Here is a 14435-nt window from a genome sequence, read left to right as displayed (position 1 = left end):
GACTTTAGAACCGGGGGTGTGGCCTCAGTGATTTTTGGATGATTGACTATTAAAAATATGACACAAAAACTTTATATTCAAACCAACGGATGCCAGATGAACGAGTACGATTCCGATAAAATGCGGGATGTACTCAATGCTTCACATGGATTTGAATTGATTGACGACCCAAAACAAGCCGATGTCTTGTTGCTGAATACCTGCTCGATTCGTGAAAAAGCGCAGGAGAAAGTATTTTCGGCTTTGGGTAAATGGCGCAAAATTAAAGACAAGCGTCCCGACGTAATTATCGGCGTCGGCGGCTGCGTCGCCAGTCAGGAAGGTGCGGCTATCCAAAAGCGGGCACCTTTTGTGGATATAGTATTCGGGCCGCAAACCCTGCACCGTTTGCCTCAGTTGCTGGATCAGGCGCGCAGTCAGCAAAAACCCGTGATCGATGTTTCCTTCCCTGAAATAGAAAAATTCGATGCATTGCCCGAACCCAGAGCCGAAGGCCCGAAAGCCTTTGTTTCGGTGATGGAAGGTTGCAGCAAATATTGTACGTTCTGTGTGGTGCCTTACACCCGTGGTGAAGAAATCAGCCGTCCGTTGGATGACGTGATTGCCGAAATTACCTCGTTGGCCAAACAAGGTGTGCGGGAAATCAACCTGCTAGGCCAAAATGTAAATGCTTATCGCGGAGTCATGGACGATGGCGATATCGCCGACTTCGCTTTATTGCTGCATTATGTGGCGGCGGTGGAAGGTATCGACCGGATTCGTTTTACCACCTCGCACCCAATGGAATTTACTGATGAGCTGATTGAGGCCTTCGCCGAAATTCCGCAACTGGTCGATCACCTGCATTTGCCGGTGCAAAGCGGCAGCGACCATATCTTGAAAATGATGAAGCGCGGCCATGCGCGAGCGGACTATATTGAAATCATCCGCAAGTTGCGCGCAGTGCGGCCTAATATTTATTTGTCATCGGACTTTATTATTGGTTTCCCCGGTGAAACCGATGCCGAGTTTGAAGAAACCATGTCGTTCATTGAAGAAATCGGCTTCGATTTATCCTTCAGTTTTGTTTATAGCCAGCGTCCTGGGACGCCGGCTGCCGATTTGCCGGATGATGTGCCTGCGGACGTTAAAAAACAGCGCTTGGAACGTTTTCAAAATCGCATTAACGAAATGACGGCGGCTATCTCACAGAGCATGATCGGCACCGTGCAAACTGTGTTAGTGGAAGGTCAGTCTAAAAAGAATCCGTTGCAAATGCAGGGCAGAACAGAGAATAATCGGGTCGTTAACTTTATCGGGCATCCCCGGTTGGCCGGGCAATTTGTCGACGTGCTGATTGCCGAGGCTTTGCCCAATTCTTTACGAGGTCGGATGGTTGATGCTTCCGTTGATAAAATTATTGCTAACAATTGATTTATGATTTCACAGGAAATTTCCCTGGCGCCTGCCGATAATGGCCGGTTATCTAATTTTTGCGGCCAGTTTGACGAGCATTTGCGGCAAATTGAGTCACGTCTTCAGGTCGAGATTGCCAATCGCGGCAATCAGTTCAAGGTGACGGGCTTGGATAGTTCAGTAAAGGCGGCCTGTGCCGTTATGCAGAAATTATTTGCCAGCACCGAGAAAGAACATCTGACAGCCGAATCGGTTCATTTAGCCATGCAGGATTCATCTATCGATGAACTGTTGGATGCTCCGGCAACGTCGTCCCAACAAAACGTAAGTATCAAGACCAAGTGCGGGATGATCAGGGGACGGGGGGCTAACCAGCAAGAATATCTGAGGAAAATTGTGACTCATGATATAAATTTTGGCGTGGGACCTGCAGGAACCGGCAAAACCTATCTGGCCGTCGCCTGTGCCATTGAGGCATTGCAAAGCGAAAAGGTCAGGAAAATCATTCTGGTGCGTCCTGCCGTAGAAGCCGGTGAAAAGCTGGGCTTTCTGCCGGGCGATATGGCGCAAAAAGTCGATCCTTATTTACGGCCTTTGTATGACGCGCTGTACGATATGCTCGGTTTTGAGCGGGTTGAGAAAATGATTGATAAAGGCATTATCGAGGTTGCGCCGTTGGCTTTTATGCGCGGCAGAACGCTTAATGATAGTTTTATCATCCTGGATGAGGCGCAAAATACCACCGTTGAGCAGATAAAAATGTTTCTTACCCGCGTGGGTTTCGGATCGACGGCTGTGGTGACCGGCGATGTGACCCAGATCGACTTGCCCTCGGAAAAAATGTCAGGTTTGCGGCATGTGCTTGAAGTATTAAAAAATGTGGAAGGTATCAGCTTTACCTTTTTCGATGCACGTGATGTGGTCAGGCATCCCTTGGTGCAGCGCATTGTTTGTGCCTATGAAGCCTATGAGAAGGCACACAAGGCCGAGTCGTGAACCAGATAGAAATCCAGACTGTTTTTGAATCGGCCGATCAGCCGGATCAGCAGCAAATCCAGCTTTGGATTGATACGGCGCTGGATGATTATGAGCAGGACACCGAGATTGTGGTGCGCATTGTTGACGAACAGGAAAGCGCCGAGCTCAACGAACAGTATCGCCATAAATCAGGTCCGACCAATATCCTCAGTTTTCCGGTTGACCTCCCTGAAGGTATTGAGCTGGATTTGCTGGGCGATTTGGTCATATGCGCCCCGGTAGTCGAAAAAGAAGCGCTGGAACAGGACAAGCTATTAGCGCATCATTGGGCACATATCATTGTGCATGGTGTGTTGCATTTATTAGGTTACGATCACATCGACGATGATGAGGCCGAGCTTATGGAAAACAAAGAAATAGCCATTTTAAACAAATTACATATAAATAATCCCTATACAGAGGTAAACGATAAATGAGTGATGAACAACCCCCAAGTAGAAACTCCCCGCAGAAAAGCTGGGTTGATAAAATCAGCCATTTACTGACCGGGGAGCCGCAAGACCTTGAAGATCTACTTGAAATATTAAGAGAAGCACGGGAAAAACGTTTATTGGATACGGATGCGTTATCCATGATTGAAGGCGTTTTGCAGGTGTCTCAAATGCGGGTCAGGGATATTATGATTCCCCGCATTCAAATGGTTGTCGTACCTAAAGATGCCGAGCTGGAGACGATCATGCCGCTGGTTACCGAATTTGGGCACTCGCGTTATCCGGTTATCGACGGCGACCGGAGCAAGGTAGTTGGTGTGTTGTTAGCCAAAGATTTGCTAGGTCGCATTTTAGAAAATAAAACCCTAAAAGTTCATGAAATAATGCGGCCTTCATGCGTTGTGCCGGAAAGCAAGCGCTTAAATGTATTGCTTAAAGAATTGCGTACCAACGGTAATCACATGGCAATTGTTGTCGACGAGTACGGTCAGTCGGCAGGCTTGGTCACCATTGAAGATGTGTTAGAGCAAATCGTCGGCGAGATTGAAGACGAGCACGACGATCACGAAGACGAAGGCTATATTTTTCAGCGTAGTGCAAATGAATACATGATTAAAGCGCTGACGCCCATGGATGAGTTTGATGAATATTTTTCAACGCATCTGGCAACTGATGAATACGATACCATCGGCGGTTTTATTGTCAGTCAGCTTGAACACATGCCCAAAAAAGGAGAGAGCCTTGTCGTGGATAGCATGAAGTTTGAAGTCATCAGGGCGGATAGTCGACGGGTACACCTGCTGAAACTGAGGATAATTGAGTAGAATTATCCGCGAAAGGCACTAAAATATAAGGCTAAAGGCTAAAGGCTAAAGGCTAAAGGCTAAAGGCTAAAGGCTAAAGCTCGGCGATATTGATGCATGTTTTTTCGCTTTTTGCCTTTCGTCTTTAGCCTGATTTTCAATCACCGCTTATGGATAGAATACCTATCCGGGTCATCCGTGAGTCAATCATATTTGATATATTTAAACCGCGGATCATCGGGCGTGCCTTCTAATGCGCCGCCCTCTTTGCCGGGCTGCCACATCACCACCTCTTCGATTTTACGGGCTAATTCAAAATCCTTGTTGGTAATGCCCTTAGCCGCATGGTTCATGAGTTTAACGATCACAAAGGCGTAAGAAACGGTAAGGTCCGGATGATGAAATGCCGCCTCGGCCAAGTGTCCTACCGTATTAACAACCATCAATGTCGCTTTCCAGCCGCTGGTTTTGTATTTACGCCGAATCCAGCCGTTTTCCAGATACCAGTGCGGCAATTCTTCCTTTAACCGCTGTTCGATATCGGCATCGGAATAAGTGTCTTCATGTGTGCGTTCTCTCCAGCCCATAATGGCTCACCTCTAGTTTGATTGCTTATGAAAGGGCCGGATAGCTTTTAGTTCTCCGGCTCCAGGTGCGTAGCTTCGCAGCCTTGTTGATAAAAAATAAATGACGGGGTAAATGGAACAACATCAACCGTCAATGTGGTTTCTTTTTGAAACAGTTTAATGGCATCAGCCACGCTATTGCGAAAATTATTAAACAATTGCTTAGCCAGTTTCTCTTGTGCTTCATCTGCGCCCAAGGCAAAAGGATCTTCCGCCAGATTGGTCGCATTGATGGCTTCCTGCAAAGCTTGTGTCGCAAAGGTTTGAATTGTATTTTCGAAGTCACTAAAGACTTGCGGCCCTTTTTCACGTTTAATCCGCTCTATATCGGCCGGATCGGCGTAGATAAGAAAAGTGCCTTTAGCGCCTTGAAAATCATTTTTACAGGCTCCGCCATCCATGATTCTGACCAGGTTTAATGTTTTGTCGTCTTTAATCCGGGTCAGCGGTGGATTTTGACCTGATTGCGATGAACCTTCAGTAATTGCCGGCACTTTATCAGGAGCCGGTATGGCTTTTGTGTCATGTTTGACCTCTTGAGTAGAACAGGCTGTCAGTGCAATAAATGCCATACCGATTAAAGTTTGTATGCTTGCTTTCATAAATTACGGTGTGTCGTTAAGTGAAATTATCCGGTTTGTCGGGCATTGTAATCTTTAAAAAAGTCGTAAGGTAAAAAATATGACTGGTCCGCCAATAAATATGCCATGACATATGAAAAATGAAAGTACTGATTATGTATAGCTCTCCCAAGCAATTGATCTTTTTTAAAAATGAATATCCCGACCCTTGTTCATCACGGAAGTTTATTACGGTTGAATTAAAATTTCGCTTTACAAGCTTGTCATAAGTAATTAAAAAGTGAATTTTTAAGGCTAGATTAATGACGACTATGAAAGTATCTAAATCCCTACCAGATAAATCCGCGCCTGAAATGGGTATCGACAAAAGCAACAAAGATGAAGTTGATCTTGATATTGAAGGCTTCGATTTGGGTTTGAGCAATGAATATATAACACTTCCCAATGAAAGTGAGCGGGCTGCAAAAAAGATGGCTGCACGCAGAAAAATTGAGCTGTACTGGGAGAAAAAACGCTTGCAAGAACAGCTCGGTGATTTTTATGATGAGGATCTTGATTTTTAATTGAGTAGCATCAACAAAGTAAAGCAGGGCGGCGTTTATTTATTGGAGGGAACATAATAGACTTTTTGTTAAGTAACAGATTGTTGGACGGGGTTTGTGGTCGGGAGCCGACTGTGTAATCCTGTTCAACCGATTATTCAATCCGGTTTGCAGGTTTTTCGGTTAATATTGTCGCCCGTTGGTGAGTTTTCTTTTTGCAATCTGGATGTCATGACCTTTTTTACCCCTGTTACAGCCGTCAGTTATTTAAAAAAGCTGTTTTTATTCATTATTCTGATTGGTTTTTTCGGCGCGGCATTCGCCAAAGAACATCACTTTCTGGTTCTCAATTATCACGACATCCTCGGAGCGGAAGGCGCTAAACCGCCTTTTAATTCGATGGATGTCAGTGTCGATCATCTTGAAGAACATCTGGGCTGGTTAAAAAACCAAGGCTACAAGATTGTCAGCGTGCAAAATATCTTTGATGCGGCGGCAGGCAAGGATACGTTACCCGATAAAGCGGCGCTGTTGACCTTTGATGACGGTTACCTGAGTTTTTATACCCGAGTTTTTCCGCTATTAAAAAAATATCATTATCCGGCTGCGGTTGCGCTGGTGGGAACCTGGATGGACGGCAACGTCACTGCGGACGAGCCGGGCAAGCCATTGCTCAACTGGGAGCAGGTAAGGGAAATGGTGCAATCCGGCTTGGTAGAGGTCGCCTCGCACAGTTACGATCTGCATAAAGGCGTGAACGCCAATCCGCAAGCCAGTTCGCAGGCTGCGGCGGTTACCCGGCTGTATGACGACCCGATGCTGGTTTACGAAACGGATGAGCAGTATCGCGAACGTATCAATGCCGCTTTATTAAAAAGTGCCGAGTTTATCTTTCAACATGCCGGAGTCAGACCCAGAGCTATGGTTTGGCCGTATGGGGAATATAATCAAATCGCTGTGCAGGCGTCGCGTGAAGCAGGAATGCCGATGACAATGGGGCTGATGGACGGCTTAAACACCTTGGCTGATATAAGTGCGCTGCGTCGCTTGATTATGGTTGATAATCCCGATGTCGACCAATTCGCCGAACTTGTTACCGGGCTGCGTGCCGGCAGGACTTTGCGGGTGGCGCATCTGGATATGGATTATCTTTACGATAAAGATCCCGAGCAAACCGAGCACAATCTGGATGCGGTAGTTCAACGCATCAAAGACATGCACATCAACACCGTTTATTTACAGGCCTATGCCGACCCTGACGGTGACGGCAATGCCGATGCGTTGTATTTCCCCAATCGACATTTGCCGGTAAAACAGGATTTGTTCAGCCGGGTTGCCTGGCAATTAAAAACCGTAGCCAGAGTTAAGGTGTATGCCTGGATGCCGATTATGGCCTATCAGGGCAAAATGCCGGAATCCTGGTATGTTCAGGAGTGGCGGGACGGCAAGGCGCAAAACGCCAGCCATATTTATAAAAGACTGTCGCCGTTCAATCCCGAAGCGCGGCAGTATGTAGCTGAAATTTACGAAGACTTGGCCAAGCATTGTAGTTTTGACGGCATTTTATTTCATGACGACGGGATTTTATCGGATTATGAAGACGTATCGCCGGTAGCTCTGGCTTTTACCAAGGAGGCATGGGGTCTGCCCGATCAATTCGAACAGTTGCATGCGACCAGCAAAATGCGCATGGCGTGGGCGCAACATAAAACCGATTTGATTAATCAATTTACCGATGAGCTGGCAAGTCGGGTGCGTATCTATCGGCCCGGCATCAAGACTGCGCGTAATTTTTATGCGCTGCCTTTGTTAAAGCCTTATAGCGAAGAATGGTACGCGCAGTCGTTTAAATCCTTTTTAGCGCATTACGATTATGTTGCCATCGAAGCCATGCCGTTTATGGAAGAGGCTGAAAATCCCAATCAGTGGCTTACACAATTGGTAAAAACAGCCGCTAAACAGCCTGAAGGCCTTAAAAAAACCGTGTTCGAGCTGCAATCGATCAACTGGAAAACCCAACAGAAAATTCCGATGCCGGTATTTGTCGAACAACTGACGCTATTGAAAAAACTGGGTGTCAGCCACATCGGCTATTATCCTGACAATGCTTTTGAGGATCAGCCGCGCCTGGCGGATTTACAACAACATTTCTCACTCCCTATCCAGCCTTAACCATGAATTTTGTTTTAATCAACCTGAGTAGGGCGGGCAGTGTCGCGCGCCCTGAAAAACCATGAATGTTTCATTGCAGAACTTCAGCGCAATACTACAGACTCAATGGCATGATTTTATGTTGGTATGGGAACCGCTGGATGGCTCCATTGAAGGATTCATTTATTACTATCCTTTATTTATGGCCTACATCTGGATGTTTGGCGCGCTTATTTTTTATTTTCGTCATGAATGGCGTCAGCAAGGTAACGCCGAACACCTGCCCGAATTAACCGAACAGCCGCCTGTTTCCATTTTGGTTCCCTGTTATAACGAAGCAGACAATATTCGTGAGACCGTGGAAATTTTGCTGCGCCAGAAATATCCCGTATTCGAAATTATCGCCGTTAATGACGGCAGCAAGGACAACACGCTGGAAATATTGCAAGAGTTGGCCGAACAGCATGACCAGCTTCGTGTGGTCAATTTGCACACCAATCAGGGCAAGGCGATGGGCTTGCGCACGGCCGCATTGCTGGCCAACAGCGAAATCCTGATTTGCATTGACGGCGATGCGTTGTTGGCTCCCGAAGCTGTCGCCTGGATGGTAAGGCATTTTCTGGATAATCCAAGTCTCGGTGCGGTCACCGGTAATCCGCGTATCCGCAATCGCTCCACACTGTTAGGACGAATTCAGGTTGGCGAATTTTCAGCCATCGTCGGCATGATCAAACGGGCGCAACGGTCTTACGGACAGGTCTTCACCGTCTCCGGCGTTATTGCCGCATTTCGCAAATCCGCATTGCACGATGTGGGTTATTGGAGCAACGACATGGTCACCGAAGACATCGACATCAGCTGGAAGTTACAGCTGGCCGGTTGGTCGATCTATTTTGAACCGAACGCCTTGTGCTGGGTGTTGATGCCGGAAACCCTGCAAGGCTTATGGAAACAACGATCACGCTGGGCGCAGGGCGGAACCGAAGTGTTATTGCGCTATTTTCGCGACCTGTTTCGCTGGTCGTCCCGCGGCATGTGGCTGTTATATGGCGAATGCCTGATCAGCATCTTCTGGGCGTTTTTGATATTACTGCACGTACTTTACGCACCCGTGGCATTGTTTAACGAATCGACCAGCGAATCGTTGCACGATCTTAGCCCCAACTGGACCAGCATGTTGCTGAGCCTGACCTGTCTTATACAGTTCGGCGTCAGCCTGTTCATCGATTCACATTACGAATCCCGTACCGGCGGCGTCGCTCGGTATTATTACTGGATGGTCTGGTATCCGATCGTGTACTGGCTGATAAACGTCGGCACTACCATCGTCGGCTCGATTCGGGCGATAAAAAAGAAGCGCGGACAGCGCGCCATCTGGGTCACCGTGGACAGAGGCTTGCGCGAGAAATGAAAGAATACATTATTAACGCTCCGCAGTTACAAAGTTTGCAAAAACGAATGGGCGCTGTATTTGTTTGGGCTGTCTGTTGGGTGATGTGGGTTTATTTGTTGATTCCATTGGTTCCTTTAAGCAGTTGGGTGCTGGGCGATAGAAAGATGATCAACGAAATGCGCTGGTTTGGCGGCTACAAAAGCCTGCTGGAGCTGATGCAGATTTACGTTGTAACCTTGCTGGTAATGGTTGCGCTTTGGTTATGCTGGATAAGCTATCGCAAATTCCGGAGCAGGGTAATGCATCCGGAGGCACATAAAATTGTTAACGACACGGAGCTGTGCGCGTTTTATCAAGTGAAAGCCGATGAATTGCAACAGTGCCGAAATGTGCCAATGATTACCGTTTACTTTGACGATCATGGGCATATCGTTCATCTTGATCCGCAGTAGATCGTTAGTCCTAAGCAATTAACAAAGTTTCATTTCGGGACAGTTATTGATGGCAGACCATGTTCTTGAGGCAGAATCGCAAGTAATCACAAGACTAGCGAATGTTTTGGTGCACCACATCCTTCCGTTATTTGCAGAAACCTCTGGTGGTGAGCCGAGACTCGTTGGAAGTAGTTTTCTGCTTTCCTCTGGCACCAATTCATATCTTGTATCGGCTGCTCACGTTTTCGATGAATTGAGTGCAGGTCATGAACTCTTCTATTACGTTGAGCCGTGCATCAAGCGAAAGCTTTCGGGCAGTCTCCGTCTTACGAAATTACCAGAAGGGAAAAACAGGAAAGGTGACCGTCTGGATGTCGGTGTTCTCAAACTCGAAGGTCCAGGTCTTCCTCCTTATCCAAAGGTTGAGAAGTATCCTTTGGCGATTGGTGTGCTTCTGCCAAACGCGTTGCCGCGCGAAGGCAAACAATATCTCCTCGTCGGATTTCCCGAGTCAAAGAGCTGCGTTAAACGAGTTGCAAGAGAAGTAGTAACCGAAGTTTATAGCTATAGAAACATCTCGGTTCCATCCTCAAAGTATGCTGACCTTGATGTCAGCCCGCAAAGCCACATTGTTCTAGGCTTTGACCGAAAGCGTACCATTGGGCCGGATAGTCAAATTCGTGCGTTCCCAGAGCCAAAAGGAATCAGTGGCTCCCCATTGTGGTTGCTACATGATGAGAACGGAGCGAATGATCCAGCTCAAACCTCAATTGTCGGCATTGTTATTGAGCATCATAAAAACCACCATGCGATAGTAGCCACGGACATTGACGTTGTGCTGAGGCTTATCAATGAAGCTATCTAAATGCAACAACGCTGGCTCGCTATTTCAACTAACCAGGTGTTAGCTTATCAACAATGGAAAATAGAGCTGGATAGGATAGACTTTGTAACTCTCATTCATCCCCGCCTAAACACTAGGTATTTGTACCAATTATACTGCTGTTGGAATTAGAATAATTTTAAATTAACAGCGATAAGATGAGCTGATGAGGTATGGGACCCATCAATCGCGAACGAAGGCTTTCGTCAAATCAAACACTTTAAAAAGCGTTTACCACTAAATAAGAGGTGCCGATATGTCGAAAGAATCCTTTCCCCTGTCCAAGGTCTACGGTCTGCTTGAGCCGGGGCCGGTTGTATTGGTCACTACTGCCAGAGAGGGGCGGGCGAATATCATGACCCTATCGTGGCATACCATGCTGGAGTTTGAGCCGCCGCTGGTAGGTTGTGTAATCAGCAACAGGAACTTCACATTCGATAGTTTGAAAGTAACCAGGCAATGCGTAATCAACATTCCAACGGTGGAGCTGTCGAAAAAGGTAGTGGACTGCGGGAACAGCTCAGGACGAACGGTTGATAAATTCAAGGAGTTTGGACTAACGCCAGTGGCCGCCTTGTGCATCAATGCGCCGCTTATTGATGAATGCTATGCCAATCTTGAATGCAGGGTCGTCGATGAGAAGATGGTCGCCAAATACAACCTCTTTATCCTTGAGGTTGTTAAAGCCTGGATTGACCCACGGAAGGAACATCCGCAGACGATTCATCATCTGGGGGAAGGCGCATTCATGGTTGCCGGCGAGACGATCCATCTGCCTTCCAAGATGAAATAACTATTCCAGCCATTCGATAATGTGGTCTTCCAGATCATCGATTTCAGACTCTTTCATTGCATAACTGCTGATTGAAACGCCTACATCCTGGATGCTTTCTGGGTTTTTTGACAACAGGGGATGCCAGGATGGAAGTTCTTCTCCATCGCTTAATAACCGGTAAGCGCAGGTTGCCGGTAGCCAGTTGTATTCGGCAAAGTCGTGTTGTTTTAAGTCCAGACATTCGGGAACTAACTTAGTGCGTTCGGTATAACGGGTGCAGCGGCATGTATCCAGATCGATCAGGTTGCAGACGACGCTGGTAAAATAGATGTCGCCGGTGTCTTCGTCTTCCAGTTTGTGCAGGCAGCATTTGCCGCAGTTATCGCATAATGACTCCCATTCTTCGGTGGTCATTTCAGATAGTTTTTTAGTTTCCCAAAAGTTCATAGGGTATTGCTCGTTAAAAGATTGATTAATTCACCACGAAGGCACGAAGTTCACGAAGAAAATCCGGCAAAACTTCGTGCTCTTCGTGCCTTCGTGGTGAATTCTTAGATTACTACTCACATCAGTTGTCAAGCAGCTCCCATACCGGCTTGATGCTCTCAGGCAAGGGCGCAAGCTTGCCTAATTCCACCCATTGATTGGCCGGATTGTGAAAGTCGGAACCAACTGAACCGGCCAGCTCAAAGCGTGTTGCGTAACCGGCAACCGTTTTTATTTCATCGCTATTATATCGGCCCGTTACGACTTCTATGCCTTGGCCTCCGGCTTCCTTGAATGCGGCTAACAGGCGTTTTATCCAACTGGCGGTCAGTTTGTAGCGCAAAGGATGCGCCAATACTGCAACGCCGCCGGACCCCGTAATCCAGTTTACCGCCAGTTCCATGTCAGACCAGGTTGTAGCAACAAAAGCGGCTTTTCCGGCGCCAAGATAGCGGTCGAAAGCTTCCTGTTGGGTGGATACATGAAATTGCGAAAGCAGGAAGTCGGCGAAATGGGTGCGGGTGATCATGCCTTCTCCGGCGGCTTTTTTGACGGCTTCCAGCGCGCCGGGAATGCGTTTTTTCTCCAGCTTATCGGCGATTTTTTCGGCCCGTTCGATGCGCATGGTTTGCAGGTTGCGGGTGGCCTCGGCAAGCGGCGGATAGGCGGGATCAATACCCAGTCCGACAATGTGAAAACATTTATTTTGCCAGCTGGTTGACAGCTCTATGCCGGGGATTAATTTAATGCCTGCTGTGTCTGCGGCAGCTTGAGCTTCGTTGAGTCCTGCGACCGTATCATGATCGGTTAAAGCCAGCGAAGTAACGCCGTGTGCATGGGCGCGTTGCACTACTGCCGTGGGCGATAATGCGCCGTCGGAGGCGGTAGAATGGCAGTGTAGGTCGTAATTTTCAGTCATAGATATTAGGTTAAAGGTGAAAGGCACAAGACGCAAGGCCGGAGCAACGTGTTTTTGCCTTCCGCCTTGTGCCTTTCACCTGTCTTATTGATACTCGCCATAAAGTTTTGCATAAAGGCCGTTTTGGCTGAGTAGGGTTTCATGTTGTCCATGTTCGCAGATTTGACCTTGTTCAAAAACATAAACATGATCGGCCTGTTTAACGGCACTCAGGCGATGGGCGATAATGATAGTGGTGCGGCCTTTTAAAAATTCGGCCATCGCTTGATGCAGTTTGTGCTCTGTTTCGCTGTCCAGCGCCGAGGTGGCTTCGTCCAATATGACCACTTTGGGATCGGCGACGATCATTCTGGCAATGGCCATGCGTTGCCGCTGACCGCCTGAAAGCCTCATGCCCAGCCGACCGATGATGGTGTCCAATCCTTTGTCCAGATCCTGCACGACATCGTTTAATTGCGCGATAGCCAGTGCATTCCATAATACGGCATCGGTAGCCGGTTTGCCCAAAGTCAGGTTGGCGCGGATGGTGTCGTTAAAGAGGACGGGATGTTGCAGCACGGTGACGACGTTTTCCCTGACTACTTCGAGACCGATGCGGTCGATGGGGACATCGTCGAAATAAATCTGGCCGTGGTCGGGCGGATAAAGGCCGATCAATGTTTGGATCAAGGTCGATTTGCCGCCGCCGCTGGCGCCAACCAGCGCAACTTTTTCGCCAGCCTTGATTTTTAGCTGGATGCCGTCGAGTATTTTTTCATGCCGGTCTGTCCTGCCCGGCACCCTGCGGGTAAATGCCAATTCGCTTCCGGCGAATTGGTCATCGCTGTAGCTGAAATGCAGGTTTTCCACGCGTAAAGAAACGGTTTTTTTGTTTAAAAACGGGTTTTCAAGGTGAGGGTAGTGCGGTTCCTGTTTCAGGGCGTTAAGCCGGTTGATGCGGATTAATGCGGCTTTGGCGGCATAAAAGGCATATTGAATGCTCAGAATTTCCTGCACCGGCGCCATCATAAACCAGAGGTAGCCGAACACCGCCAACATTTGCCCGATGCTGAGATCTGAGTAAAACACCATCAGCATCGCGCAGGCGCGGAATACGTCAAAGCCGAACAGGAATACCAGAAAACTCAAGCGCGTTGCTGCATCGCTTTTCCAGGCGAAAGCGGTCGAAAAATCCTTAACGGATCGGGCCGATTCAATCAGCTGCTGGCAATAATGTTTTTCGCGATTGCTGGCGCGTATTTGATGGATGGCTTCCAGGGTTTCTGTCAGGGATTGCTGGAAAACTTCGTAAGCGGAGTTTTCCCGAGATTTTAGGTCTTTAACGCGAGAGCCGATCACGCGGGTGAAATAAATAACCACGGGATTTAGCAACAGGATAAATAAACCCAGTTGCCAGTGCATCCATAATAAAATGACCGCAGTGCCGATAATAGTCAGGCCGGATACCAGTAATTTGCTGACGGTAGTGCCGATAAATGTGTCGATCGTGTCAAGGTCTTTGACCAGATGAGTCACTACGGTGCCGGTGCCGAGGCTCTCGTATTCAGACATTGAAATGTTTTGCAAATGCCCAATCAGATTGGCACGGATGCGGAACACAATATCCTTGGCAATGCAGGAAAATTGCCGGGACTGAATGATGTTGAAAATGATCGCAATAATGCGCAGGACGACGCTGATCAGTAAAATAATGCCGATATACAGAATCGGGATTTGCCAAGCGACAGGGAACAGCAGATTGACGGTTTGAATGATAATGCCGGGTTTATGCAATAGCACTTCATCGACCAGCAACGGCATCAGCAACGGTACCGGAACGCTGGCAATGGTTGCCAGAATAGCGATAAAATGAGAAATGATCAGTTCTTTTTTGTGTTCTAAGGCAATTTGGTAGATAGTGCTCCAACTATATGGTTGGATCGCTTGTTTTGATTGCACGGGATTTGATAGGGATGTTTTCATTAGCGCTTGATTATAT

Annotated in this window: 15 protein-coding genes; 10 read left to right on the top strand and 5 right to left on the bottom strand. The window is 47.6% G+C overall.

What is annotated here, in order from left to right; all coding sequences use genetic code 11:
• The first annotated feature begins 57 nt into the window (after positions 1-57).
• The 4 genes from miaB to Q8L79_RS02505 are packed head-to-tail and all read left to right on the top strand — an operon-like array spanning position 58 to position 3688.
• Complete coding sequence (gene miaB / locus Q8L79_RS02520; protein ID WP_305267733.1) at positions 58-1413, top strand: tRNA (N6-isopentenyl adenosine(37)-C2)-methylthiotransferase MiaB; 1356 nt, start codon at positions 58-60, stop codon at positions 1411-1413.
• A gap of 3 nt (positions 1414-1416) precedes the next feature.
• Positions 1417-2391, top strand: a complete 975-nt coding sequence (locus Q8L79_RS02515; protein WP_305267732.1) for a PhoH family protein — start codon at positions 1417-1419, stop codon at positions 2389-2391.
• Positions 2388-2849, top strand: a complete 462-nt coding sequence (gene ybeY / locus Q8L79_RS02510) for an rRNA maturation RNase YbeY (protein ID WP_370869861.1) — start codon at positions 2388-2390, stop codon at positions 2847-2849. The genes Q8L79_RS02515 and ybeY overlap by 4 nt, the downstream gene beginning before the upstream one ends.
• The gene (locus Q8L79_RS02505; protein ID WP_305267730.1) at positions 2846-3688 is read left to right on the top strand and encodes an HlyC/CorC family transporter; all 843 of its coding nucleotides are present in this window, start codon (positions 2846-2848) and stop codon (positions 3686-3688) included. The genes ybeY and Q8L79_RS02505 overlap by 4 nt, the downstream gene beginning before the upstream one ends.
• A gap of 182 nt (positions 3689-3870) precedes the next feature.
• On the opposite strand, the gene Q8L79_RS02500 is transcribed toward Q8L79_RS02505, so the two are convergent.
• On the bottom strand, positions 3871-4254 hold the full coding sequence (locus Q8L79_RS02500; RefSeq protein ID WP_305267728.1) for a 4a-hydroxytetrahydrobiopterin dehydratase: 384 nt from the start codon (positions 4252-4254) through the stop codon (positions 3871-3873).
• A gap of 47 nt (positions 4255-4301) precedes the next feature.
• The gene (locus Q8L79_RS02495; RefSeq protein ID WP_305267726.1) at positions 4302-4895 is read right to left on the bottom strand and encodes a hypothetical protein; all 594 of its coding nucleotides are present in this window, start codon (positions 4893-4895) and stop codon (positions 4302-4304) included.
• 290 nt (positions 4896-5185) lie between these two features.
• On the opposite strand from Q8L79_RS02495, the gene Q8L79_RS02490 reads away from it, so the two are divergent.
• From Q8L79_RS02490 to Q8L79_RS02465, 6 genes are all read left to right on the top strand, one after another.
• Entirely contained in the window at positions 5186-5437 is a 252-nt protein-coding gene (locus Q8L79_RS02490; RefSeq protein ID WP_305267724.1) for a PA3496 family putative envelope integrity protein, read from the top strand.
• A 210-nt stretch (positions 5438-5647) separates the two neighbouring features.
• Positions 5648-7588 carry a poly-beta-1,6-N-acetyl-D-glucosamine N-deacetylase PgaB gene (gene pgaB, locus Q8L79_RS02485; protein ID WP_305267722.1) on the top strand — a complete coding sequence of 647 codons (1941 nt, stop codon included), beginning with the start codon at positions 5648-5650 and terminating at the stop codon, positions 7586-7588.
• 61 nt (positions 7589-7649) lie between these two features.
• Complete coding sequence (gene pgaC / locus Q8L79_RS02480) at positions 7650-8978, top strand: poly-beta-1,6-N-acetyl-D-glucosamine synthase (protein ID WP_305267720.1); 1329 nt, start codon at positions 7650-7652, stop codon at positions 8976-8978.
• Positions 8975-9412, top strand: a complete 438-nt coding sequence (gene pgaD / locus Q8L79_RS02475; RefSeq protein ID WP_305267719.1) for a poly-beta-1,6-N-acetyl-D-glucosamine biosynthesis protein PgaD — start codon at positions 8975-8977, stop codon at positions 9410-9412. Before pgaC ends, pgaD begins: the two co-directional genes overlap by 4 nt.
• Positions 9413-9461: 49 nt before the next feature.
• Complete coding sequence (locus Q8L79_RS02470; RefSeq protein ID WP_305267717.1) at positions 9462-10259, top strand: hypothetical protein; 798 nt, start codon at positions 9462-9464, stop codon at positions 10257-10259.
• 274 nt (positions 10260-10533) lie between these two features.
• Complete coding sequence (locus tag Q8L79_RS02465; protein WP_305267715.1) at positions 10534-11070, top strand: flavin reductase family protein; 537 nt, start codon at positions 10534-10536, stop codon at positions 11068-11070.
• Here the strand turns inward: Q8L79_RS02465 and Q8L79_RS02460 are convergent, their stop codons facing one another.
• From Q8L79_RS02460 to Q8L79_RS02450, 3 genes are all read right to left on the bottom strand, one after another.
• Entirely contained in the window at positions 11071-11499 is a 429-nt protein-coding gene (locus tag Q8L79_RS02460) for a YcgN family cysteine cluster protein (protein ID WP_305267714.1), read from the bottom strand.
• 121 nt (positions 11500-11620) lie between these two features.
• Positions 11621-12457 carry a PHP domain-containing protein gene (locus Q8L79_RS02455; protein WP_305267712.1) on the bottom strand — a complete coding sequence of 279 codons (837 nt, stop codon included), beginning with the start codon at positions 12455-12457 and terminating at the stop codon, positions 11621-11623.
• 84 nt (positions 12458-12541) lie between these two features.
• Positions 12542-14419 (bottom strand): ABC transporter ATP-binding protein, encoded by a 1878-nt coding sequence (locus tag Q8L79_RS02450; protein WP_305267710.1) that lies wholly within the window; start codon positions 14417-14419, stop codon positions 12542-12544.
• Positions 14420-14435 lie beyond the last annotated feature (16 nt).

Source organism: Methylobacter sp., assembly GCF_030680395.1.
Lineage (GTDB): Bacteria > Pseudomonadota > Gammaproteobacteria > Methylococcales > Methylomonadaceae > Methylobacter_A.
Note: the sequence above shows the minus strand (reverse complement) of the source record. Positions and strands in the feature narration are given on the sequence as shown.

Coding starts and splice junctions, on each gene's coding strand:
- Q8L79_RS02495 (WP_305267726.1), bottom strand. CDS start 4,895: ATGAAAGCAAGCATACAAACTTTAATCGGTATGGCATTTATTGCACTG.
- pgaC (WP_305267720.1), top strand. CDS start 7,650: ATGAATGTTTCATTGCAGAACTTCAGCGCAATACTACAGACTCAATGG.
- Q8L79_RS02515 (WP_305267732.1), top strand. CDS start 1,417: ATGATTTCACAGGAAATTTCCCTGGCGCCTGCCGATAATGGCCGGTTA.
- Q8L79_RS02490 (WP_305267724.1), top strand. CDS start 5,186: ATGAAAGTATCTAAATCCCTACCAGATAAATCCGCGCCTGAAATGGGT.
- Q8L79_RS02455 (WP_305267712.1), bottom strand. CDS start 12,457: ATGACTGAAAATTACGACCTACACTGCCATTCTACCGCCTCCGACGGC.
- Q8L79_RS02500 (WP_305267728.1), bottom strand. CDS start 4,254: ATGGGCTGGAGAGAACGCACACATGAAGACACTTATTCCGATGCCGAT.
- pgaD (WP_305267719.1), top strand. CDS start 8,975: ATGAAAGAATACATTATTAACGCTCCGCAGTTACAAAGTTTGCAAAAA.
- Q8L79_RS02465 (WP_305267715.1), top strand. CDS start 10,534: ATGTCGAAAGAATCCTTTCCCCTGTCCAAGGTCTACGGTCTGCTTGAG.
- pgaB (WP_305267722.1), top strand. CDS start 5,648: ATGACCTTTTTTACCCCTGTTACAGCCGTCAGTTATTTAAAAAAGCTG.
- Q8L79_RS02470 (WP_305267717.1), top strand. CDS start 9,462: ATGGCAGACCATGTTCTTGAGGCAGAATCGCAAGTAATCACAAGACTA.
- Q8L79_RS02505 (WP_305267730.1), top strand. CDS start 2,846: ATGAGTGATGAACAACCCCCAAGTAGAAACTCCCCGCAGAAAAGCTGG.
- Q8L79_RS02450 (WP_305267710.1), bottom strand. CDS start 14,419: ATGAAAACATCCCTATCAAATCCCGTGCAATCAAAACAAGCGATCCAA.
- Q8L79_RS02460 (WP_305267714.1), bottom strand. CDS start 11,499: ATGAACTTTTGGGAAACTAAAAAACTATCTGAAATGACCACCGAAGAA.
- miaB (WP_305267733.1), top strand. CDS start 58: ATGACACAAAAACTTTATATTCAAACCAACGGATGCCAGATGAACGAG.